Annotated in this window: 19 protein-coding genes; 3 read left to right on the forward strand and 16 right to left on the reverse strand. The window is 59.2% G+C overall.

From position 1 onward, the window contains the following. The first annotated feature begins 423 nt into the window (after positions 1-423). On the forward strand, positions 424-2,985 hold the full coding sequence (gene mutS, locus FKM52_RS12550; RefSeq protein ID WP_141176519.1) for a DNA mismatch repair protein MutS: 2,562 nt from the start codon (positions 424-426) through the stop codon (positions 2,983-2,985). 273 nt (positions 2,986-3,258) lie between these two features. Here the strand turns inward: mutS and rpoS are convergent, their stop codons facing one another. The 13 genes from rpoS to cysG all read right to left on the reverse strand — a co-directional run bounded on the left by rpoS (position 3,259) and on the right by cysG (position 14,448). Continuing rightward, on the reverse strand, positions 3,259-4,251 hold the full coding sequence (rpoS, locus tag FKM52_RS12555) for an RNA polymerase sigma factor RpoS (protein ID WP_141176520.1): 993 nt from the start codon (positions 4,249-4,251) through the stop codon (positions 3,259-3,261). 50 nt (positions 4,252-4,301) lie between these two features. Next, positions 4,302-5,375 carry a murein hydrolase activator NlpD gene (nlpD, locus tag FKM52_RS12560; protein WP_141176521.1) on the reverse strand — a complete coding sequence of 358 codons (1,074 nt, stop codon included), beginning with the start codon at positions 5,373-5,375 and terminating at the stop codon, positions 4,302-4,304. 165 nt (positions 5,376-5,540) lie between these two features. Then, on the reverse strand, positions 5,541-6,167 hold the full coding sequence (locus FKM52_RS12565) for a protein-L-isoaspartate(D-aspartate) O-methyltransferase (RefSeq protein WP_141176522.1): 627 nt from the start codon (positions 6,165-6,167) through the stop codon (positions 5,541-5,543). Further along, positions 6,161-6,922 carry a 5'/3'-nucleotidase SurE gene (surE, locus tag FKM52_RS12570; protein ID WP_141176523.1) on the reverse strand — a complete coding sequence of 254 codons (762 nt, stop codon included), beginning with the start codon at positions 6,920-6,922 and terminating at the stop codon, positions 6,161-6,163. The genes FKM52_RS12565 and surE overlap by 7 nt, the downstream gene beginning before the upstream one ends. After that, on the reverse strand, positions 6,903-7,952 hold the full coding sequence (gene truD, locus FKM52_RS12575) for a tRNA pseudouridine(13) synthase TruD (RefSeq protein ID WP_141176524.1): 1,050 nt from the start codon (positions 7,950-7,952) through the stop codon (positions 6,903-6,905). Before truD ends, surE begins: the two co-directional genes overlap by 20 nt. Beyond that, complete coding sequence (ispF, locus tag FKM52_RS12580; RefSeq protein ID WP_141176743.1) at positions 7,952-8,431, reverse strand: 2-C-methyl-D-erythritol 2,4-cyclodiphosphate synthase; 480 nt, start codon at positions 8,429-8,431, stop codon at positions 7,952-7,954. Before ispF ends, truD begins: the two co-directional genes overlap by 1 nt. Further along, positions 8,431-9,150, reverse strand: a complete 720-nt coding sequence (ispD, locus tag FKM52_RS12585; RefSeq protein ID WP_141176525.1) for a 2-C-methyl-D-erythritol 4-phosphate cytidylyltransferase — start codon at positions 9,148-9,150, stop codon at positions 8,431-8,433. The genes ispF and ispD overlap by 1 nt, the downstream gene beginning before the upstream one ends. Positions 9,151-9,152: 2 nt before the next feature. Beyond that, positions 9,153-9,470 carry a cell division protein FtsB gene (gene ftsB, locus FKM52_RS12590; protein WP_141176526.1) on the reverse strand — a complete coding sequence of 106 codons (318 nt, stop codon included), beginning with the start codon at positions 9,468-9,470 and terminating at the stop codon, positions 9,153-9,155. Positions 9,471-9,682: 212 nt separating this feature from the next. Continuing rightward, a complete protein-coding gene (locus FKM52_RS12595; protein WP_141176527.1) occupies positions 9,683-10,003 on the reverse strand; it encodes a DUF3561 family protein in 321 nt (106 codons plus the stop codon). 56 nt (positions 10,004-10,059) lie between these two features. Continuing rightward, positions 10,060-10,665 (reverse strand): adenylyl-sulfate kinase, encoded by a 606-nt coding sequence (gene cysC / locus FKM52_RS12600; RefSeq protein ID WP_141176528.1) that lies wholly within the window; start codon positions 10,663-10,665, stop codon positions 10,060-10,062. 1 nt (position 10,666) lies between these two features. After that, positions 10,667-12,103: a sulfate adenylyltransferase subunit CysN gene (cysN, locus tag FKM52_RS12605; protein WP_141176529.1), complete on the reverse strand. Its 1,437-nt coding sequence runs from the start codon at positions 12,101-12,103 to the stop codon at positions 10,667-10,669. Positions 12,104-12,114: 11 nt separating this feature from the next. Then, entirely contained in the window at positions 12,115-13,023 is a 909-nt protein-coding gene (cysD, locus tag FKM52_RS12610; protein WP_141176530.1) for a sulfate adenylyltransferase subunit CysD, read from the reverse strand. Between the two features lie 9 nt (positions 13,024-13,032). Continuing rightward, complete coding sequence (gene cysG, locus FKM52_RS12615; protein WP_141176531.1) at positions 13,033-14,448, reverse strand: siroheme synthase CysG; 1,416 nt, start codon at positions 14,446-14,448, stop codon at positions 13,033-13,035. A 257-nt stretch (positions 14,449-14,705) separates the two neighbouring features. Between cysG and FKM52_RS12620 the strand changes: the two genes are divergently transcribed. Both FKM52_RS12620 and FKM52_RS12625 read left to right on the forward strand, forming a co-directional pair. Beyond that, entirely contained in the window at positions 14,706-15,740 is a 1,035-nt protein-coding gene (locus FKM52_RS12620) for an aminopeptidase (RefSeq protein WP_141176532.1), read from the forward strand. Further along, complete coding sequence (locus tag FKM52_RS12625; RefSeq protein ID WP_141176533.1) at positions 15,740-16,024, forward strand: YciI family protein; 285 nt, start codon at positions 15,740-15,742, stop codon at positions 16,022-16,024. Before FKM52_RS12620 ends, FKM52_RS12625 begins: the two co-directional genes overlap by 1 nt. A 62-nt stretch (positions 16,025-16,086) precedes the next feature. Here FKM52_RS12625 and FKM52_RS12630 read toward each other — a convergent pair whose 3' ends face one another. From FKM52_RS12630 to cysJ, 3 genes are read right to left on the reverse strand one after another with little or no spacing between them, the layout of a single operon-like run. Then, entirely contained in the window at positions 16,087-16,818 is a 732-nt protein-coding gene (locus FKM52_RS12630; RefSeq protein WP_141176534.1) for a phosphoadenylyl-sulfate reductase, read from the reverse strand. A 12-nt stretch (positions 16,819-16,830) separates the two neighbouring features. Beyond that, positions 16,831-18,543, reverse strand: a complete 1,713-nt coding sequence (gene cysI / locus FKM52_RS12635; RefSeq protein WP_141176535.1) for an assimilatory sulfite reductase (NADPH) hemoprotein subunit — start codon at positions 18,541-18,543, stop codon at positions 16,831-16,833. Beyond that, entirely contained in the window at positions 18,543-20,357 is a 1,815-nt protein-coding gene (gene cysJ, locus FKM52_RS12640) for an NADPH-dependent assimilatory sulfite reductase flavoprotein subunit (protein WP_141176536.1), read from the reverse strand. Before cysJ ends, cysI begins: the two co-directional genes overlap by 1 nt. Positions 20,358-20,400 lie beyond the last annotated feature (43 nt).

Genomic DNA, 20,400 nt, shown 5'->3' on the forward strand with positions numbered 1-20,400 from the left:
TCACACAACAGATAAACTTTGCGGCAGGCCTCCAGATTTTACCTGTGACAGCCCGTTAGTCGCTGGGCTAGTATAGCGCTGAAAAAGATTCTGATATCCGCAGCGCCGCCGGTTAACCGTAAACTCCCCGGTTTTCATCAGCATCGTCTTTTAATCTTGCTCGCTGGCTGCCATGATTGCGGCCGCTTCGCATCACCCGGATTCGCCTGCTGGTTTAACCAGCCGTCAGGATCGGCATTCCGACTCAGCAGGCAGGGTAAACCGGCGGCTTTCAGCAACGGCGGCGGGCAGGATAGTTTACCCACAGCGGCCATTCAGGTTTCGCCGGCGACGAAAGGCAATGATTGAATCTCAGGCAATGTGATACTTAATAAACATAACTAAAATCACAATATTTTTTAAATTCAATGGATTAATTACACTATGTCGACAATTGAGAATAAAAATCTGGATTCACATACGCCGATGATGCAGCAGTATCTGCGTCTGAAGGCGCAGCATCCTGACATCCTGCTGTTCTATCGCATGGGCGATTTCTACGAGCTGTTCTACGACGATGCGAAACGCGCCTCGCAGCTGCTGGATATATCCCTCACCAAACGCGGCGCATCTGCCGGCGAGCCGATTCCGATGGCGGGCGTGCCCTACCATGCGGTAGAAAACTATCTGGCAAAGCTGGTGCAGCTGGGCGAATCGGTGGCGATCTGCGAACAGATCGGCGATCCGGCGCAGAGCAAAGGCCCGGTGGAGCGCAAAGTGGTACGCATCGTAACGCCCGGCACTATCAGCGACGAAGCGCTGCTCAACGAGCGGCAGGATAACCTGCTGGCGGCCATCTGGCAGGATGCGCGCGGCTTCGGCTACGCCACGCTGGATATCAGCTCCGGACGCTTCCGCCTCACCGAGCCGGCCGATCGCGAGGCGATGGCGGCCGAGCTGCAGCGCACCAACCCCGCCGAACTGCTCTATCCTGAAGATTTCGCCGCGCCGGAGCTGATTGAAAATCGTCGCGGCATGCGACGGCGTCCGCTATGGGAATATGAACTGGATACCGCGCGCCAGCAGCTTAACCTGCAGTTCGGCACGCGCGATCTGAACGGCTTCGGCGTTGAGAATGCGCAGCTGGCGCTGCGCGCCGCCGGCTGCCTGCTGCAATATGTTAAAGATACCCAGCGTACCTCCCTGCCCCATATCCGTTCCCTGACGATGGAGCGCCAGCAGGACAGCATCATTATGGATGCGGCTACACGCCGCAACCTGGAGATCACCCAGAATCTGGCGGGCGGCGTCGATAACACCCTGGCGGCAGTGCTGGATAAAACGGTCACGCCGATGGGCAGCCGCATGCTGAAACGCTGGCTGCATACGCCGGTCAGAGATCGCAAGGTAATAACCCAGCGACAGGAAAGCATCGCCGCGCTACAGGAGTTAAGCGGCGAGCTGCAGCCGGTACTGCGTCAGGTCGGCGATCTGGAGCGTATTCTCGCGCGTCTGGCGCTGCGTACCGCCCGCCCGCGCGATCTGGCGCGTATGCGTCACGCTTTCCAGCAGCTTCCCGCACTGCACGCGCTGCTGGAAAACAGCGATGCCGGACATCTGCCCGTACTGCGCGAGCAGATGGGCCGATTTGACGAGCTGCGCGATCTGCTGGAGCGCGCGGTGATTGAGGCGCCGCCGGTGCTGGTACGCGACGGCGGCGTAATCGCGCCGGGTTATAACGCCGAACTGGATGAGTGGCGCGCGCTGGCCGATGGCGCAACCGACTATCTCGATCGGCTGGAGATTCGTGAACGTGAAAAGCTGGGGCTGGATACGCTGAAGGTTGGCTTTAACGCGGTGCATGGCTATTACATTCAGGTCAGCCGCGGGCAGAGCCACCTGGTGCCGATGCACTACGTGCGTCGCCAGACGCTGAAGAACGCCGAACGCTATATTATCCCTGAGCTGAAAGAGTATGAAGATAAGGTGCTCACCTCTAAGGGCAAAGCGCTGGCGCTGGAGAAGGCGCTCTACGATGAGCTGTTCGATCTGCTGCTGCCGCATCTGGAGGCGCTGCTGCAAAGCGCTGCAGCGCTGGCGGAGCTGGATGTATTAACCAACCTGGCGGAGCGCGCCTGGACCTTAAACTATACGCGTCCAGCCTTAAGCGATAAGCCCGGCGTGAAGTTGATCGGCGGGCGTCATCCGGTGGTTGAACAGGTATTAAAGGAGCCGTTTATCGCCAATCCGCTGTCGCTGTCGCCGCAGCGCCGGATGCTGGTAATAACCGGGCCTAATATGGGCGGTAAAAGCACCTATATGCGTCAGACGGCGCTGATTGTGCTGCTGGCCTGCATCGGCAGCTTTGTGCCCGCCGAGCAGGCGACCATCGGGCCGGTCGATCGCATCTTTACCCGCGTCGGCGCGGCGGACGACCTCGCCTCCGGACGCTCTACCTTTATGGTGGAAATGACCGAAACCGCTAATATCCTGCATAACGCCACCGAACAGAGCCTGGTGCTGATGGATGAGATCGGACGCGGCACCTCCACCTACGATGGCCTGTCGCTGGCCTGGGCCTGCGCCGAAAGCCTCGCCAGCCGCATTAAAGCGATGACTCTGTTCGCCACGCACTACTTTGAGCTGACCACGCTGGCGGAAAAAATGGAAGGCGTCGCTAACGTGCACCTGGACGCGGTGGAGCACGGCGATACCATCGCCTTTATGCACAGCGTACAGGAAGGAGCGGCCAGTAAAAGTTACGGTCTGGCGGTCGCCGCGCTGGCCGGAGTGCCAAAGGAAGTAATTAAACGCGCGCGTCAGAAACTTAAAGAGCTGGAAGCGCTCTCCGGCAGCGCGGCGGCCGGCAATGCCGACGGCCCGCAGCTGCCGCTGCTGGTAGAGGAAACCTCGCCGGCGGTTGAAGCGCTGGAGGCGCTGGACCCCGATACGCTTTCGCCGCGCCAGGCGCTGGAGTGGATCTACCGGCTGAAATCGCTGCTCTGAGCGGCGACTACTGCTGGCGTAGGCAGCCCGCTGTAGCCGCGCAGAATAGCGAGCTATAGCGGGCCTGTTTAAACCATGACCGGCTTCTCCGGCGAACCTGGCGTCGTGGTTTGAGCGGCGGATTAGCGAGGGAGTAGCGTATGGCGCAGCAGATAGTTTGTTGAATCTTCGCTTTTCGGGCGCAGCTTTGCCGGCGCGGCCATGATCGACAGGCAATAAAAAAGCGGTGGCTTATCGCCACCGCTTTTCGCATCACCTTAGGGCTTCACACCATTACTCGCGGAACAGTGCTTCAATGCTCAGACCCTGCGCCTGCAGAATTTCACGCAGACGACGCAGGCCTTCAACCTGAATCTGGCGTACACGCTCGCGGGTCAGACCGATTTCGCGGCCCACATCCTCAAGCGTCGCCGCTTCATAGCCCAGCAGGCCGAAACGACGCGCCAGCACTTCACGCTGCTTGGCGTTCAGTTCAAACAGCCACTTGACGATGCTCTGTTTCATATCATCGTCCTGGGTGGTGTCTTCCGGACCGTTGTCTTTCTCATCGGCCAAGATATCCAGCAGCGCTTTCTCAGAATCACCGCCCAGCGGCGTATCAACTGAGGTAATGCGTTCGTTGAGACGCAACATACGGCTTACGTCATCAACCGGTTTATCCAGCTGCTCGGCGATCTCTTCCGCACTCGGCTCATGATCGAGCTTGTGCGACAGTTCACGCGCGGTGCGCAGATAAACATTCAGCTCCTTAACAATGTGAATCGGCAGGCGAATGGTACGGGTTTGGTTCATAATTGCCCGTTCAATCGTCTGACGAATCCACCACGTGGCGTATGTTGAAAAACGGAACCCGCGTTCCGGATCGAATTTCTCAACGGCACGTATTAAGCCAAGGTTGCCCTCTTCAATCAGGTCCAATAGCGCCAGACCACGATTGCTGTAACGACGAGCAATCTTCACCACCAGTCGCAAGTTACTTTCGATCATACGGCGGCGAGAAGGTACATCTCCTTTCAGCGCACGGCGAGCGAAGAACACCTCTTCCTCTGCCGTTAACAGTGGTGAATAACCAATCTCGCCGAGATACAGCTGCGTCGCATCTAAAACGCGTTGCGTCGCACCCTGTGACAACAACTCTTCTTCAGCCAGTTCATTATCACCAGGTTCATTTTCAACAAGAGCCTTCTCGTCAAAAATCTCAGCTCCGTTCTCGTCGAATTCCGCGTCTTCGTGTAACTCGTTAACTTTCAGCGTATTCTGGCTCATAAGCGGCTCCTACCCGTGATCCCTGGGCAGAACTTCAAGGCTCTGCCCGTTTATCGCTGCGGTAAATAACGCAACGGGTTGACGGATTTCCCCTTGTAACGAATTTCAAAATGCAATCTAACTGAACTGGTTCCGGTGCTACCCATAGTAGCTATCTTCTGCCCCGCCTTAACTTCTTGTTGTTCCCGGACCAGCATCGTGTCGTTATGGGCGTAGGCGCTCAGGTAGTCATCATTATGTTTGATGATAATCAGGTTACCGTAACCACGCAGCGCATTACCTGCATACACTACGCGTCCGGAAGCCGTGGAAACCACAGGTTGTCCACGTGAACCGGCGATATCAATACCTTTATTACCGCCTTCAGCGGCAGAGAAGTTATCAATAATCTTACCGTCGGTAGGCCAACGCCAGCCCGCCACCGGAGTGGAACTGGATGTCGTACTGCTTACCGTCGGCGGCGCGGTAACCGGGGCTGTCGTCGTTGCAACAGTTGTTGTCCCCGTTGAAGGCAGCATTTTGCCCCCGCCTGATTTTCCTGAATCATCAGAATACGTAATAACAGGTTGCTGCGCAACTGTAGGAGATTTTATTTGTGAAGAACCAGGAGAATTCGGAACGCCGCCCTGGGTAGCATCGGCTACGGTAATCGCATTGCCGCCGGTAATTGGCGAGCCGGAACCGTTGCCAACTTGTAAAGTCTGACCTACGTTAAGGCTATAAGGCGCTGCGATACTATTTCGCTGCGCCAGATCGCGGAAATCATTGCCGGTAATCCAGGCAATATAAAACAGCGTATCGCCGCGTTTTACTGTATAAGTATCACCGCTATAGCTACCTTTGGGAATATTCTCATAACTGCGGTTATATATAATGCGACCGTTTTGCGTAATTACATTAGCATTATTGCTGTTAGCGCCTGAGGCAAATACAGGTCTGGCTGGTACTGAACCATTCGGCATTCCGCCGGAAGGCACGGCGCCGCTGCCTGCCGGCGCACGGCTGCCGACGGTGCTAATCGGGGCTTGAGTGTTATCATCAGAAGTACAGCCCGCCAGCCAAAATCCAACCAGTGAAACGGCCGCAATGCGGCTTAATGTAAAAAGTGGGCTTCCCGTGCTCATTTATCCCCCGTGATAACAAACCTGTGACGAGCTCTGAAACTCCGGACGCAGCCTGCTGCGCCCGACCATCTGCTGCTGGCCGCTGAAAAGGCTGATACTAACAACAACCTAAGCGCGGTGCCATGCGTCAGTTGTGAAGAAGTGCGTAGTTCGCCGCGGCCGGCCTCAGGCTAAATCGCCTTTTACCAGCGGCACAAAACGTACCGGCTCAATGGTATCGACGACAAATTCGCCGCCCTTACGCCGAATACGCTTCAGCTGCTGCAGCTCTTCTCCTACCGGCAGCACCATGATGCCGCCCTCATCCAGCTGCGACATCAGGGCGGTTGGGATCTCCGGCGGCGCCGCGGTAACAATAATAGCGTCAAACGGCGCGCGTGCAGGCCATCCCTCCCAGCCATCGCCGTGACGTGTGGAAACGTTGTGCAGATCAAGCTGCTTCAGGCGGCGCTTCGCCTGCCACTGCAGCCCTTTAATACGCTCAACGGAACAGACATGATCGACCAGATGCGCCAGAATAGCGGTCTGATAGCCGGAACCGGTGCCGATCTCCAGCACGCGTGACGCGGGCTTCAACTCCAGCAGGGCGGTCATTTTCGCCACCATATAGGGCTGCGAAATGGTCTGCCCTGAACCGATAGGCAGCGACATATTCTCCCACGCCTTATGCTCCAGCGCCTCATCAACAAAGCGCTCGCGCGGCACCTCGCCGATCGCTTTGAGCAACAGCTCATCCTCAATGCCCTGCTGACGCAGCTGCTCCAACAGAGCTTCGATGCGTTTGCTTACCATAGCGCCTCGACTCCGGCTTTCACTAACCAACCGGCGACTACCTCCTGCGCCGGATGCGCGGTCAGGTCAACATGCAGAGCGGTAACGGAAACGTAGCCTTCATCAACCGCGGCAAAATCGGTATCCGGTCCGGCGTCATGTTTTTCTCCCGGCGGGCCGATCCAGTAAAGGGTGTTGCCGCGCGGGTCCTGCTGCGGGATCACTTTATCGGCGGGATGGCGGCTGCCGCAGCGGGTCACGCGAATTCCCTTAATCTGCTCAAGCGGCAGATCGGGAACATTAATATTGAGTATGCGTCCGGTACGCAGCGGTTCACGCTGCAGCCCGCGCAGTATGGCGCAGGTCACCGCCGCGGCGGTGTCATAATGCTGCTGACCATCGAGAGATACCGCCAGCGCCGGCAGACCGAGATGACGCCCTTCCATCGCCGCCGCTACCGTTCCGGAGTAGATAACGTCATCGCCAAGGTTAGGGCCGGCATTAATGCCTGAAACCACGATATCTGGTCCCGGACGCATAAGCGCATTCACACCGAGATAAACACAGTCGGTCGGCGTGCCCATCTGGACCGCAATGTCCCCGTTGGGATAGGCAAAGGTGCGCAGCGGCGTTTCCAGCGTCAGGGAATTAGAGGCGCCGCTTCGGTTACGGTCGGGCGCCACGATCTGCACGTCGGCAAATTCGCGCAGCGCTTTCGCCAGCGCCTGAATACCCGGCGCATGGATTCCGTCATCGTTACTCAGCAATATCCGCATCGTTACCTTCCTGTTCGAAAAGTTCCCGCACGATGCTGGTGGCGAAGCTGCCTGCCGGTAGCCAGAAGCTCAGTTCCAGCGTGGCGTCATCACGCCAGCTCCAGCGCATATCGCGCGGGATCACCAACATTGCCCGCCGGGCAGCCTCAACGCGCTCGCGCTCCAGCAGGGCGATTAAATCCGCATCGTCGGCCAGGCTCTGCTGTTCCAGCTCCAGCGCCGCATCCCGGCTTCCCCACTCCCCGCGTCCAGGCAGCGGCGCGGTAATGCGCAGCTCATTATTATCGATGCGCTGCTGTAGCTGCGGCAGTTCTTCTGCTACCGCTACAAACCAGCTGCCGCGCCCGGTAAGCTGTAGGGCATCGCCGGGCAGCGCCTGCGTCAGGCTACCCTGCTGCGCCAGCCGATCGCTAACCACCTGATTGAACAGCGCGCTGCGCGCGGCGGAGAGCAGAAAACTGCGCTTGCTGCGTTCACGAATGCGGATGGCATCGCTCGCCCAGCGTTTGGCCTGATCGAGGTTGTTGCCCTGAATACCAAAGCGTTGCTGGCCGAAATAGTTCGGCACGCCGCCGCTGGCAATACGTTGCAAACGCTCTTCCAGCGCGGCGCGATCGCTGATATGACGCAGCACCAGCTGGAAAGCGTTGCCTGCCAGCGCGCCGGTGCGCAGCTTACGCTTGTGGCGCGCCTGCTGCAAAATTTCACAGCCTGCGAGCGAAAAAGTAGAGAAGTCGGGCGTCTCTTTGCCCGGCAGGCGCAGGCAGAACGTCTGCTCGGTTACCGCGTGACGATCTTTCATCCCGGCAAAGCTCACCTCGCGCGGCGGAATAGCGGCGAATTTCGCCAGCGCATCCGCGACAAAACGGGTATTGCAGCCGGTTTTACGCAGGCGCACCAGCAGATGTTCGCCTTCGCCATCGGCCTGGTAGCCTAAATCTTCGATCACCACGAAATCTTCCGGACTGGCCTTAAGCTGCCCCTGGATTGCCGGCCTGCCGTACAGCCACTGCCATTCTGGTAGAGTCATTACGCCTCCGCCTTAATCAGCAGCGCCACCGCCTCGCAGGCGATGCCTTCGCCGCGCCCGGTAAAGCCCAGCTTTTCCGTGGTAGTCGCTTTTACATTGACCTCGTCCATATGGCAGCCTAAATCTTCAGCGATATGGATGCGCATCTGCGGCACGTGCGGCAGCATCTTCGGCGCCTGGGCAATGATGGTGACGTCGACATTGCCGATGCGATAGCCTTTCGCCTGAATACGGCGCCACGCCTCACGCAGCAGTCCGCGGCTGTCCGCGCCCTTAAAGGCGGGATCGCTATCGGGAAACAGCTTGCCGATATCGCCCATCGCGGCAGCGCCCAACAGCGCATCCGTCAGCGCATGCAGCGCCACGTCGCCGTCTGAGTGGGCGATAAAACCTTTATCGAACGGAATCCGCACGCCGCCAATAATCAACGGGCCTTCGCCACCGAACGCATGGACGTCAAAACCGTGACCAATACGCATCATGCGTACTCCTTGTTATTTAATTGAGTGAGATAAAACGCCGCCAGCGCCAGATCCTCCGGGCGAGTGACCTTAATATTATCGCTGCGGCCGGCTACCAGTTCGGGATGATAGCCGCAATATTCCAGCGCCGAGGCCTCATCGGTAACGGTGGCGCCCTCGTGCAGCGCGCGCGTCAGACACTGGCGCAACAGCGCCAGCGGAAACAGCTGCGGCGTCAGCGCATGCCAGAGCGCTTCGCGTTCAACGGTATGGGCTATCGCATCTTTGCCCGGTTCGCTGCGCTTCATGGTATCGCGCACCGGCGCGGCGAGAATGCCGCCGACGCGGCTGTGTCGGCAGATGGCCAGCAGGCGGTTTAAATCCTCCGCCGCCAGGCAGGGACGGGCCGCATCATGCACCAGCGCCCACGCCGCGTTGCCAGCCGCCGCCAGGCCAGCCAGCACCGAATCGGCGCGCTGTTTACCGCCGGTAACCGTCTCAATACGGCTATCGCTGGCGAGCGGCAGCTGTTGAAAATAGTCGTCATCCGGGCCGAGCGCCACTATCACCCGGTTAATCGCCGGATGCGCCAGCAGGCTGGCGATGCTGTGTTCCAGAATGGTGGCGTGACCAATAGTCAGGTACTGCTTGGGGCGCCCGGACTGCATACGGCTGCCGATGCCGGCAGCGGGCACCACGGCGATAATATCCGGCCAGGCGTCAGTTAGTGTGGTCATTGCTATCGTTGTTGGTTCGGCAGGATCCGCTGCCCGTTACGTTTATTTTGATCCGACACCAGGCGATAGAAAGTCTCGCCGGGCCTAATCATTCCCAGCTCATTGCGCGCGCGCTCTTCAATCGCTTCGGAACCGCCGTTAAGATCGTCGATTTCAGCAAACAATTGATCGTTGCGCGCTTTTAATTTGGCATTACTCGCCTGTTGTACCGCAACGTCATCGCTGACGCGGGTGTAATCATGAATCCCATTCTTGCCCAGCCACAGCGAATACTGTAGCCAGACCAGCAATGCAAGTAACAGCAGCGTCAGTTTTCCCATCCCCGCCCCCTGAAAAACGGCTCAATCATCCCATAACTTTTCGCCGGACTCCACTGTGCAGGCGAAATTGCGCCGCTTTCTCTCCAGGGTGCCTGAAAAAGCCGCAGCGGGTAAAATTTTGTAACGCGCGGTCGCGTTTGATCATCGGTTGACGCCGCTTAGCCGCCGTCGATCGCGCAGCGGCAGCGCACGCCAGAAAACCATGACGGACGTTACCAGCCGGTAAGCCAGGAGAAAAGCATCCAGAATAAACAAACCACAGTCGCCAGCGTTAACAGCAGCGTCCAGATGAGCTGGCCGCGCAGCAGCAGCCCATAGGCGATGCCCGTCAGCACCGCAACCGGCAGCAGCGCCAGGAAGAAAGGCCAGGTATAGAGCAGAAAAAACAGCGTGTTGGAACCGTACATTACGAAGGGAATAGCCAGGGCGCACCAGTAAGAAACGAAACCGATAACGCCGCCGGGCAACGACCAGGCGCGATCGTCCTGGTGGTGTTCATTTTTACCGGCCAGCAGGGGCGTAACATTATGCATAGGTATCCTGTTGTTGCGCGTAGCGGCCCGCTATCAGGCGGTTCGCCGCTGCAATCTCAGGCTTTGATAATATCGCGCCCGCGTAGCAGATCTAACAGTTGCGCCGTTAATATTGTTACCAATTGTTCGCCGTCAAGCTGAATTTCCGGCCGCGCCGGCGCTTCGTAATCCGCATCGATACCGGTAAAATCAGGCAGCTCGCCGGCACGCGCTTTTTTATACAGTCCTTTGGGATCGCGCGCCTCGCAAACGGCCAGCGGCGTATCAACAAATACCTCGATAAACTGGCCCGGCGCCAGCAGCTCGCGCACCATCTGGCGCTCGGCGCGATGGGGCGAGATAAAAGCGGTCAGCACTACCAGCCCGGCATCTACCATCAGCCGCGCTACCTCGCCGACGCGGCGGATATTCTCCCGACGATCGGCGTCGCTAAAGCCTAAATCACGGCAAAGCCCGTGGCGCACATTGTCGCCGTCGAGCAGGTAGGTGCTGACGCCCAGCTGATGCAGCGCCTGCTCCAGCGCCCCCGCTACCGTCGATTTGCCGGAGCCGGAAAGCCCGGTAAACCAGAGCACCGCGCCCTGGTGACCGTGCTGCCGCTCGCGATCGGCCTGCGCTACCGCATGGGCGTGCCAGACCACATTTTCATCATGCCCCGCCATCTTATTTCTCCAGACTACGCAGATCGCGCGCTTCCCAGTGCGGGAAGTGACGACGGATCAGGGCGTTCAGCTCCAGCTCAAAGGCGGAGAAATCACCGCGTCCGCTGCCGGCAATATCCTGCCGCGGCTGGCGGATCATGCCCGCGCCGACGGTAACGTTGGTCAGACGATCGATAAAGATCAGCCCGCCGGTCACCGGATGTTGCTGATAGGGATCGATCGCTAAGGGTTCATCAAAGGTTATATTGACCAGCCCGATGCCGTTCAGCGGCAGCGCTTCAACTTCACGGTTATGGGTCAGGTTGTTGATATCGACCTGGTAGTCGATGCTCTCAACGCGCGCGCGCGTTTTCTTGCCGGCGATTTTCACGTCAAAGCTCTGCCCTGGCGTCAGCGCCTGCTCCGCCATCCAGACCACATCCAGCGAGGCGCCCTGCACGGCGGTCAGCGTCTCTTCCGCCGCCACCAGCAGATCGCCGCGGCTGATATCGATCTCATCGCTCAGTACGATGGTTATCGCTTCGCCCGCTCCCGCTTCCGGCAGATCGCCATCGAAAGTCACGATACGCGCCACGGTCGATTCCACGCCAGACGGCAGCGCCTTTACGCGCTGTCCGACGCGCAGGAGGCCGGAAGCCAGCGTGCCCGCATAGCCGCGAAAATCGAGATTAGGACGGTTAACGTACTGTACCGGAAAGCGCATCGGCTGGCTTGCCACCACGCGGTTCACCTCTACCGTTTCCAGCACGTCCAGCAATGTTGGGCCGCTGTACCAGCTCATCGCCGCGCTCTGCGTCGCCACGTTGTCGCCTTCCAGCGCCGACATCGGTACAAAGCGGATATCCAGATCGCCCGGCAGCTGCGCGGCAAAATCGAAATAGTCCTGCTTAATCTGCTCAAAGCGCTGCTGGCTGTACGCCACCAGATCCATCTTATTGATCGCCACCACCAGATGTTTAATCCCCAGCAGCGTGGAGATAAAGCTGTGGCGGCGCGTCTGATCCAGCACGCCCTTGCGCGCATCAATCAGCAGGATCGCCAGATCGCAGGTTGAGGCGCCGGTCGCCATATTGCGCGTGTACTGTTCATGTCCCGGCGTGTCGGCGATAATAAATTTGCGCTTTTCGGTAGAGAAGTAGCGATAGGCGACATCGATGGTGATGCCCTGCTCGCGCTCCGCCTGCAGGCCATCCACCAGCAGCGCCAGATCGAGCTTCTCGCCCTGGGTGCCGTGACGCTTGCTGTCATTATGCAGCGAGAAGAGCTGATCTTCATAGATCTGACGCGTATCGTGCAATAATCGCCCGATCAGCGTACTTTTGCCGTCGTCCACGCTGCCGCAGGTAAGAAAACGCAGCAGGCTTTTGTGCTGCTGCGCATGCAGCCAGGCTTCTACCCCGCCCTGATCGGCGATCTGTTGTGCAATAACGGTATTCATCCGGCCTCTCCTCAGAAATAACCCTGACGTTTTTTCAGCTCCATTGAGCCAGCCTGGTCGCGGTCAATAACGCGCCCCTGTCGCTCGCTGGTGGTGGAAACCAGCATCTCTTCAATAATTTCCGGCAGCGTCCGCGCCGAGGATTCCACCGCGCCGGTCAGCGGCCAGCAGCCCAGGGTGCGGAAGCGCACCATGCGCGGCGCCACCTCTTCGCCCGGCTGCAGATCGATACGCTCATCATCGATCATCATCAGCATGCCGTCGCGCTCCAGCACCGGACGCTCCGCCGCCAGATAAAGCGGCACGATGTCGATATTTTCCAGGAAGATGTACTGCCAGATATCGAGCTCGGTCCAGTTGGAGAGCGGAAAAACGCGAATGCTTTCGCCTTTATTAATCTGGCCGTTGTAGTTGTGCCACAGCTCAGGACGCTGGTTTTTCGGGTCCCAGCGGTGAAAGCGATCGCGAAAGGAGTAAATACGCTCTTTCGCGCGTGACTTCTCTTCGTCGCGCCGCGCGCCGCCAAAGGCAGCGTCAAAGCCATATTTATTCAGCGCCTGTTTCAGCCCCTCGGTTTTCATGATATCGGTATGTTTGGCGCTGCCGTGCACAAAGGGGTTAATGCCCATCGCCACCCCTTCCGGATTGCGGTGCACGATCAGCTCGGCGCCGATCTCTTTTACCGTGCGGTCGCGGAACGCATACATCTCTTTGAATTTCCAGCCGGTATCCACATGCAGCAGCGGAAACGGCAGCGTGCCGGGCCAGAACGCCTTACGCGCCAGATGCAGCATCACTGAGGAATCTTTGCCGATGGAGTACATCATTACCGGGTTGCTGAATTCAGCCGCCACTTCGCGGATAATATGGATGCTTTCCGCCTCCAGTTGACGCAGGTGAGTCAGTCGTTTTTGATCCATAATTGTTCCTTAAGCCAAATTCACAACGGCGGCGTCACGTCCCGCCTGCTGCGCTGAATGTTGAAACCAGGCCAGCTGCGCGTGGAGGTTTACCACCTCGCCAATCACCAGCAGCGCGGGCGTCGGCGCCTGCTGCGCCAGCCGCTCCAGTTCGGCCAGCGTACCGGTCAGCACCTGCTGATCCTGGCGCGTGCCGCGCCCGATTACCGCCGCCGGGGTGGTTGCCGCCCGTCCGTGGGCGATCAGCTGCTGAGCGATTTCCGCCGCCTTGACCGTTCCCATATAGATCGCCAGCGTCTGACGCGCGCGCGCCAGCGAGGCCCAGTCAATGGCGTCGCCGTCGGCGCGGCAGTGGCCGGTAATAAACAGCACGCTCTGCGCGTAATCGCGGTGGGTGAGCGGAATGCCGGCATAGGCGGTGGCGCCGGCGGCGGCGGTCACGCCCGGCACCACCTGAAAGGAGATGCCCGCCTCCTGCGCCGCCTGTAGCTCTTCGCCGCCGCGCCCGAAGATAAAGGGATCGCCTCCTTTCAGACGCACCACGCGTTTTCCCTGCTGCGCCAGCTCAACCAGCAGGCGATTGGTCTCTTCCTGCGCCACCGAATGGGCGCCGGCACGCTTGCCGACGCACAGGCGATCGGCGTCGCGCCGAACCAGATCGAGAATCTCGTCGCTTACCAGATGGTCATACAGCACCACATCCGCCTGCTGCATTACCTGTAGCGCGCGCAGCGTCAGCAGCCCGGCGTCGCCCGGTCCGGCGCCCACCAGAATAATTTCGCCCTGCTGCGTCGCCGTTTCCGTTAGCTGCGCATCCAGCGTTTGTTTAGCGCCCTGCACGTTGCCCGCCGCCATCTGGCTGGCGAACAGGCCGTTAAAGGCGCGCTCCCAGAAGCGACGGCGATCGGACATCTTGCTGAAGCGCTGTTTAACCTTATCGCGCCACGCTCCCGCTACCTGCGCCATCTGCCCCAGATTAGCGGGCAGCAACGCCTCCAGCTTTTCACGCAGCAGGCGCGCCAGCACCGGCGCGGTGCCGCTGGAGGAGATCGCCACCACCAGCGGCGAACGATCGACGATCGACGGGAAGATAAAGGTGCATTTCGGCTGGTCATCCACCACGTTGACCAGCAGCCTACGCTGCTGTGCGGCTTCAAAGATGCGGGCGTTCAGTTCACTGTCGTCGGTAGCGGCGATCGCCAGGTAGACGCCATCAAGCTGCGAAACGTCAAACTGCCGCGCCAGCCAGGCGACCTGCTGATTCTCCGCCAGCGCCTGCAGCTCAGCGCAGAGTTCGAGCGCGGCGATGCGCACTTCGGCGCCGGCGCGCCGCAGCAGCTCAATTTTGCGCGCCGCCACGTCGCCGCCGCCCACCACCAGCACCGGTTTCGCGTTGAGATCGGCAAATATAGGGAGATAGTCCACGTCGGCCTTACATTGAATAACAAAAAGTTAACGCGACTATACGACTGCTGCTTCAGGCAGATGAAATTACGAATTGGAATGAGTAGTTACTGAATGGAATAACGCCGCGGCAAAGCTTCGCACAAAAGATGCTTAAACAACGAGATTCCGGGCATTTAAGAACGAATGAAATTGTCTAATACGCATCACAATTTCATACTAGCGGGGCAAAATTTTTTTCTCTTCAGCGTCATCGGATGACGTTTAAGGATACTGGTATGTTTTCCCTACTCCGCCTGACTGCGCTTGCCACGCTGCTCAGCTGCGGTATCAGCCTGCCGGCCGCTGCCCATTCGCCGGCCCCCGGACAGTTCGCCGAACAGCAGTTACGCCACATCGCCGTTTTATTCCCCGGCCGTATGGCAGGCAGCCCGGCGGAACTGCTCACCGCCGATTATCTTCAGCAGCAGTTTCTCGCCCTGGGTTACAAAAGCGATAAGCGCGATTTCAAAACCAAAGCGCCCTGGCGCGGCAATGATGGCCAGATGCAATGGCGCAACCTGACCGCCACCTCCGTTATTGCCGCGCGCGCCGGTAAGGCGCCGCAGGAAATTCTGGTTGTTGCTCATCTTGATACCTGGCGCCCGCTTAGCGAAGCCGAAGCTGAAAACAACCTCGGCGGTCTGCGCCTGCAGGGCGCGGACGATAACGCTTCCGGCCTCGGCGTAATGCTGGAGTTGGCGCAGCAGTTAAGCAAGCGGCCGCTGCATTATGGCGTGCGTTTTGTTGCGCTGAGCGCCTCGCAGCACGAGCTGCACGGCAGCGAAGATTATATCGCGCGCATGAAACCTGCCGAGCGCAAAAATACGCTGCTGGTGATCGATCTCAATAGCCTGATCGTCGGCGATAAGCTCTATTTCAACAGCGGCGAACATACCGCTTCCGCGGTCATCAAACAGACCCGCGATCGGGCGCTGAATATCGCCTGGCGCGCCGGGATTAACGCCGCCACGCGTCCGGCGCGCAGCGCCGTCGGGCCTGAGCCGAACGCCTTCGATCGGGCGGATTTTCCACTGTTGACGGTGGAGGCCGCCAACTGGGCGCTGGGAAAGAAAGATGGCAGTCAGCAGCGCGCCGTATCGCCGCACTTCCCGCAGGGCACCAGCCATCATCAAACCGAACTGGATAATCTGGACTATCTTGATCGATGGCTGCCGGGACGCATTACCGCGCGTACCCGCGACAGCGTGCGCATTCTGCTGCCCTTGCTTAGCGAGCTGGCTAATCCCCCCCAGGCCAAAAAGGAAACCTGATGTACATTATCAGTCTGAGCTACCATCGTCCGATCGAAGAAGTTGAAGCGCTGCACGATGCGCATATTGCGTGGCTGAAGCGTTATTTCGCCGCGGAGGTGTTTATCGCCGCCGGCCGTAAAGATCCGCGCAGCGGCGGCGTGATCATGGCGAAAGATATCGATCGCGCCCGGCTGGATACCATTCTGGGCGAAGATCCCTTTGTCGCGGTCGCGCATTATGAGGTGACGAAAGTCAATATCACCCTCACCGCAGAGGCGTTGCAGGCGCTCAGGGATAGCTGAAGCGCGGCATAAAAAAAGCGGCATCGCTGCCGCTTATTACTGTTGTCAAAGCCGTAAAACGCTTATTCATGCAGGCCGCATTCACGCTTCAGGCCGAAGAAGCGCGTCTCTTCTTCCGCCATACCCGGCTCCCACTTGCGCGTGGTGTGGGTATCGCCAACGGAAAGGTAGCCCTCTTCCCACAGCGGATGATAGTGCAGGCCGTGCTGTTGCAGATAGCGGTAAACCTGCCGGTTATCCCAGTCGATTATCGGCAGGATCTTAAACACCCCGCGCTGTACCGCCAGCACCGGCAGATGAGCGCGGCTGCCGGACTGCTCGCGCCGCAGGCCGGCGAACCAGCTCTGCGCGCCCAGCGTTTGCAGCGCCCGGTTCATCGGCTCCACCTTGTTGATCTCGTTATAGCGCTCAATGCCTTCCACGCCCTGCTCCCACAGTTTTCCATAGCGCGCTTCCTGCCACGCCGGCGACTGCACGGCGCGGAATACCTGCAAATTCAGGCCCAGCTTTTCCGTCAGCTCGTCGATAAAGCGGTAGGTTTCCGGAAACAGATAGCCGGTATCGGTCAAAATAACCGGAATATCTGGCCGCTGGCGCGTAACCAGATGTAGCGATACCGCCGCCTGAATGCCGAAGCTGGAGGAGAGCACAAACTCACCCGGCAAATTTTCCAGCGCCCAGGCCACGCGATCTTCGGCGCAGAGCGCTTCCAGCTGCGTGTTCACTGCGGCTAACGCCATGATACGTTCCGGCTTCGGCAACGCATTCAAGGCTGCAAGATCGAGTTCAGACATCGTCTCCTCCGTTTATTCCCAGAAATCCCGCGCCGGATCGACAATCGGTTTGATGATGCCGGCACGAATAGTGAAATCACCGAAGCCTTCCCCCGGCGCGCGCTCCAGCGCCCAGCGTCCGACCAGCTCATCAATATGCGCCAGGATCTCCTCTTCGGTAATATTTTCGCGATACATGCGCGGAATACGCGTGCCGATGCGGTCGCCGCCGAGGTGCAGGTTGTACCGCCCCGGCGCCTTGCCCACCAGCCCCAGCTCCGCCAGCATCGCACGCCCGCAGCCGTTCGGACAGCCGGTGACGCGCAGGACGATATGCTCATCGCCGACGCCGTGTCGCGCCATAATCGCCTCCACGCGGGTAACAAAGGCGGGCAGAAAACGCTCCGCCTCCGCCATCGCCAGCGGACAGGTAGGAAACGCCACGCAGGCCATGGAATTTTCACGCTGCGCAGTAACGGTTTCCATCAGCGCGTGCGCACGGGCAATCTCTTCAATGCGTGCTTTTTCACTTTCCGGCACGCCCGCCACGATCAGATTCTGGTTGGCGGTAAGGCGGAAATCGCCCTGGTGCACCTTCGCTATTTCAGCGACGCCGCTCTTCAGCGGACGGCCCGGATAATCAAGCAGGCGTCCGTTCTCAATAAACAGCGTCAGGTGCCATTTATTGTCGATGCCTTTGACCCAGCCGAAGCGGTCGCCGCGCGTGGTGAACTCATAAGGTCGAATCGGGCCGAAAGTGATGCCGGCGCGCCTCTCCACTTCCGCCTTAAAGGTCTCAACGCCGACGCGCTCCAGGGTATATTTGGTTTTGGCGTTTTTACGGTTGGTGCGGTTGCCCCAGTCGCGCTGGGTAGTCAGCACCGCTTCCGCTACCGCCAGGGTTTTATCCAGCGGCAGGAAGCCGAATTCGCTGGCGGTGCGGGCGTAAGTCTCTTTATTGCCGTGCTCAACGGAAAGCCCGCCGCCGACCAGCAGGTTAAAGCCGATCAGCCGACCATTTTCCGCAATGGCGATGAAGTTCATGTCATTGGCGTGCAGATCGACATCGTTATGCGGCGGCACCACCACCGTGGTTTTAAACTTGCGCGGCAGATAGGTGGCGCCGAGGATCGGCTCCTCTTCGGTAGTCGCAACCTTCTCTTCATCCAGCCAGATTTCCGCATAGGCGCGGGTGCGCGGCAGCAGATGCTCGGAAATTTTCTTCGCCCATTCCCAGGCTTCCTGATGCAGCGCCGACTCGATCGGGTTCGAGCTGCACAGTACGTTACGATTCATATCGTTAGCGGTGCCGATGGCGTCCAGCCCTGCCTCATGCAGCATCTGGTGCGCCGGCTTAACGTTTTTCTTCAGGATGCCGTGGAACTGGAAGGTCTGGCGATTGGTCAGACGCACGCTGCCGTACAGCGTATTTTCCGTGGCGAACTTTTCAATCGCCAGCCACTGCTGCGGCGTGATGATGCCGCCCGGCAGGCGGCAGCGCAGCATCATGGCATGACGCGGCTCCAGCTTCTGCGCGGCGCGCTCGGCGCGTATATCGCGGTCATCCTGCTGATACATGCCGTGAAAGCGGATCAGCAGAAAGTTATCGCCGCTAAAGCCGCCGGTCAGGCCATTCTGTAAATCTTCCGCAATGGTGCCGCGCAGAAAACGGCTCTCTTTTTTCATGCGCTCCGCATCGGAGAGTTTTCCTTCGACGACCAGCGGCCCAGGATATTTTTCGCTCATTAGTAGACGTCTCGCTGATAACGGCGCTCAATGCGCAGCTCACTTAAAAATTCATCGGCGGATTCAGGATCCATACCGCCCTGCTCCGCCACCACCTCCAGCAGCGCCTGCTCGACATCTTTCGCCATGCGGGCGGCGTCGCCGCACACATAAATATGGGCGCCCTCCTGCAGCCAGCGCCAGAGTTCCGCGCCTTTTTCGCGAATCTTGTCCTGTACGTAGACTTTATGCTGCTGATCGCGTGACCAGGCCAGATCGATGTTGGTCAGCAGGCCATCTTTGACATACTTCTGCCACTCCACCTGATAGAGAAAATCTTCGGTAAAGTGCGGGTTGCCGAAAAACAGCCAGTTTTTGCCGCTGGCGCCGTCGTTTTCGCGCTGCTGCATAAAGGCGCGAAACGGCGCGATGCCGGTGCCCGGCCCAATCATTATTAGCGGCGCGCTGGGATCGGCGGGCAGGCGGAAGTTATCGTTATGCTCGATAAAAACGCGCACTTCGCCCTCTTCCGCCAGCCGATCGGCCAGATAGCTGGAAGCGCCGCCGGCGCGCGGGCGTCCGTCAATGTCATAGCGCACCGCGCCGACGGTAATATGCACCTCGTTTTCCGTTTCCGCCTGCGACGAGGCGATGGAATAAAGGCGCGGCGTCAGCGGGCGCAGCAGCGACAGCAGCTGCTCCGGGTTCAGCTCGCCGGGCGCGTGGCGCACCATGTCGACGATCGGCATCGTCTGCGCATAGTGCTGTAGCTGCGCTTTATCCGCCGCCAGCGCCAGCAGCGCCTCATTACGTACCAGCTTCGCGTACTGCTCGACAATCTGCGGCGTATTGACCGTCAGTTCAAAATGCTGCTGCAGCGCCAGCGCCAGGGGCAGCGTCTGCCCTTTCACCTCAACGCTCTCGTCGCCGCGCAGCCAGAGCAGCCCGGTCAGCTCTTTGACCAGCGCCGGATCGTTTTCATACCAGACGCCAAGCGCATCGCCCGGCTGATAGCGCAGCCCGGCAGCGCCCAGATCGATTTCAATATGGCGAACATCTTTATCGGAGTGGCGCCCGGTAATTTTCTGATTGACCGCCAGCGTGGCGACCAGCGGCTCGTCACGGGTGTAGGGCGTAGAAAATACGTCGTTAACGCTGCCGCTTGCCGTTGCCGCCGCCTGCGCAGGGGTTTGTGCCGGCAGACGCTGCTGCAGCAGCGCGACTACCGCCTGGCGCCACTGCGCTGCATCGGCGGCGTACTCCACATCCGCATCAACGCGATCCAGCAGGCGCTCGCCGCCCAGCTCGCCGAGGCGGCGGTCGAAATCTTTGCCCGCCTTGCTGAAAAATTCATAGGAGGTATCGCCAAGACCAAATACCGCAAACGCCGTATCGCTCAGCTGCGGCGCTTTTTTCGACATCAGGTACTTATGCAGCGCTACCGCCTCTTCCGGCGGATCGCCTTCGCCCTGCGTCGAGGTGACGATCAGCAGCAGCTTTTCCTGCGCAATCTGCTTGAATTTGTAGTCGCCGGCGTTAACCAGCTTCACGTTAAGCTTCGCCGCCAGCAGATCGTCGCGCAGCTGTTCCGCCACCCGCCGGGCATTACCGGTTTGCGAGGCGGAAAGCAGCGTAATGGCGGGCGCTTCAGCAGGAACGGCGGCTGGCTGAGCGGAAGCCGCGGCGGCTTCAGGGGTCTGGTTGACCCGCCCCCAGAAATAGCCGGAAATCCATGCCAGCTGCGTAGTTGATAAATCATTGGTCGCCGCCTGCAAGCGGGCGAGCTGCTCCGCATTCAGCGGGAGCAAAGAACCTGGGGGGGCCTGAGTCGTCATTGCTTTGAAATTTCCAGTATCAAAGGTTCCAAACCGTTCCAAG

It is taken from the genome of Mixta tenebrionis, assembly GCF_006517625.1.
GTDB lineage: Bacteria > Pseudomonadota > Gammaproteobacteria > Enterobacterales > Enterobacteriaceae > Mixta > Mixta tenebrionis.

Bases quoted from the DNA above. Each gene is read 5' to 3' on its own strand.
- mutS (WP_141176519.1), top strand. From the start codon at position 424: ATGTCGACAATTGAGAATAAAAATCTGGATTCACATACGCCGATGATG.
- rpoS (WP_141176520.1), bottom strand. From the start codon at position 4,251: ATGAGCCAGAATACGCTGAAAGTTAACGAGTTACACGAAGACGCGGAA.
- nlpD (WP_141176521.1), bottom strand. From the start codon at position 5,375: ATGAGCACGGGAAGCCCACTTTTTACATTAAGCCGCATTGCGGCCGTT.
- FKM52_RS12565 (WP_141176522.1), bottom strand. From the start codon at position 6,167: ATGGTAAGCAAACGCATCGAAGCTCTGTTGGAGCAGCTGCGTCAGCAG.
- surE (WP_141176523.1), bottom strand. From the start codon at position 6,922: ATGCGGATATTGCTGAGTAACGATGACGGAATCCATGCGCCGGGTATT.
- truD (WP_141176524.1), bottom strand. From the start codon at position 7,952: ATGACTCTACCAGAATGGCAGTGGCTGTACGGCAGGCCGGCAATCCAG.
- ispF (WP_141176743.1), bottom strand. From the start codon at position 8,431: ATGCGTATTGGTCACGGTTTTGACGTCCATGCGTTCGGTGGCGAAGGC.
- ispD (WP_141176525.1), bottom strand. From the start codon at position 9,150: ATGACCACACTAACTGACGCCTGGCCGGATATTATCGCCGTGGTGCCC.
- ftsB (WP_141176526.1), bottom strand. From the start codon at position 9,470: ATGGGAAAACTGACGCTGCTGTTACTTGCATTGCTGGTCTGGCTACAG.
- FKM52_RS12595 (WP_141176527.1), bottom strand. From the start codon at position 10,003: ATGCATAATGTTACGCCCCTGCTGGCCGGTAAAAATGAACACCACCAG.
- cysC (WP_141176528.1), bottom strand. From the start codon at position 10,665: ATGGCGGGGCATGATGAAAATGTGGTCTGGCACGCCCATGCGGTAGCG.
- cysN (WP_141176529.1), bottom strand. From the start codon at position 12,103: ATGAATACCGTTATTGCACAACAGATCGCCGATCAGGGCGGGGTAGAA.
- cysD (WP_141176530.1), bottom strand. From the start codon at position 13,023: ATGGATCAAAAACGACTGACTCACCTGCGTCAACTGGAGGCGGAAAGC.
- FKM52_RS12620 (WP_141176532.1), top strand. From the start codon at position 14,706: ATGTTTTCCCTACTCCGCCTGACTGCGCTTGCCACGCTGCTCAGCTGC.
- FKM52_RS12625 (WP_141176533.1), top strand. From the start codon at position 15,740: ATGTACATTATCAGTCTGAGCTACCATCGTCCGATCGAAGAAGTTGAA.
- FKM52_RS12630 (WP_141176534.1), bottom strand. From the start codon at position 16,818: ATGTCTGAACTCGATCTTGCAGCCTTGAATGCGTTGCCGAAGCCGGAA.
- cysI (WP_141176535.1), bottom strand. From the start codon at position 18,543: ATGAGCGAAAAATATCCTGGGCCGCTGGTCGTCGAAGGAAAACTCTCC.
- cysJ (WP_141176536.1), bottom strand. From the start codon at position 20,357: ATGACGACTCAGGCCCCCCCAGGTTCTTTGCTCCCGCTGAATGCGGAG.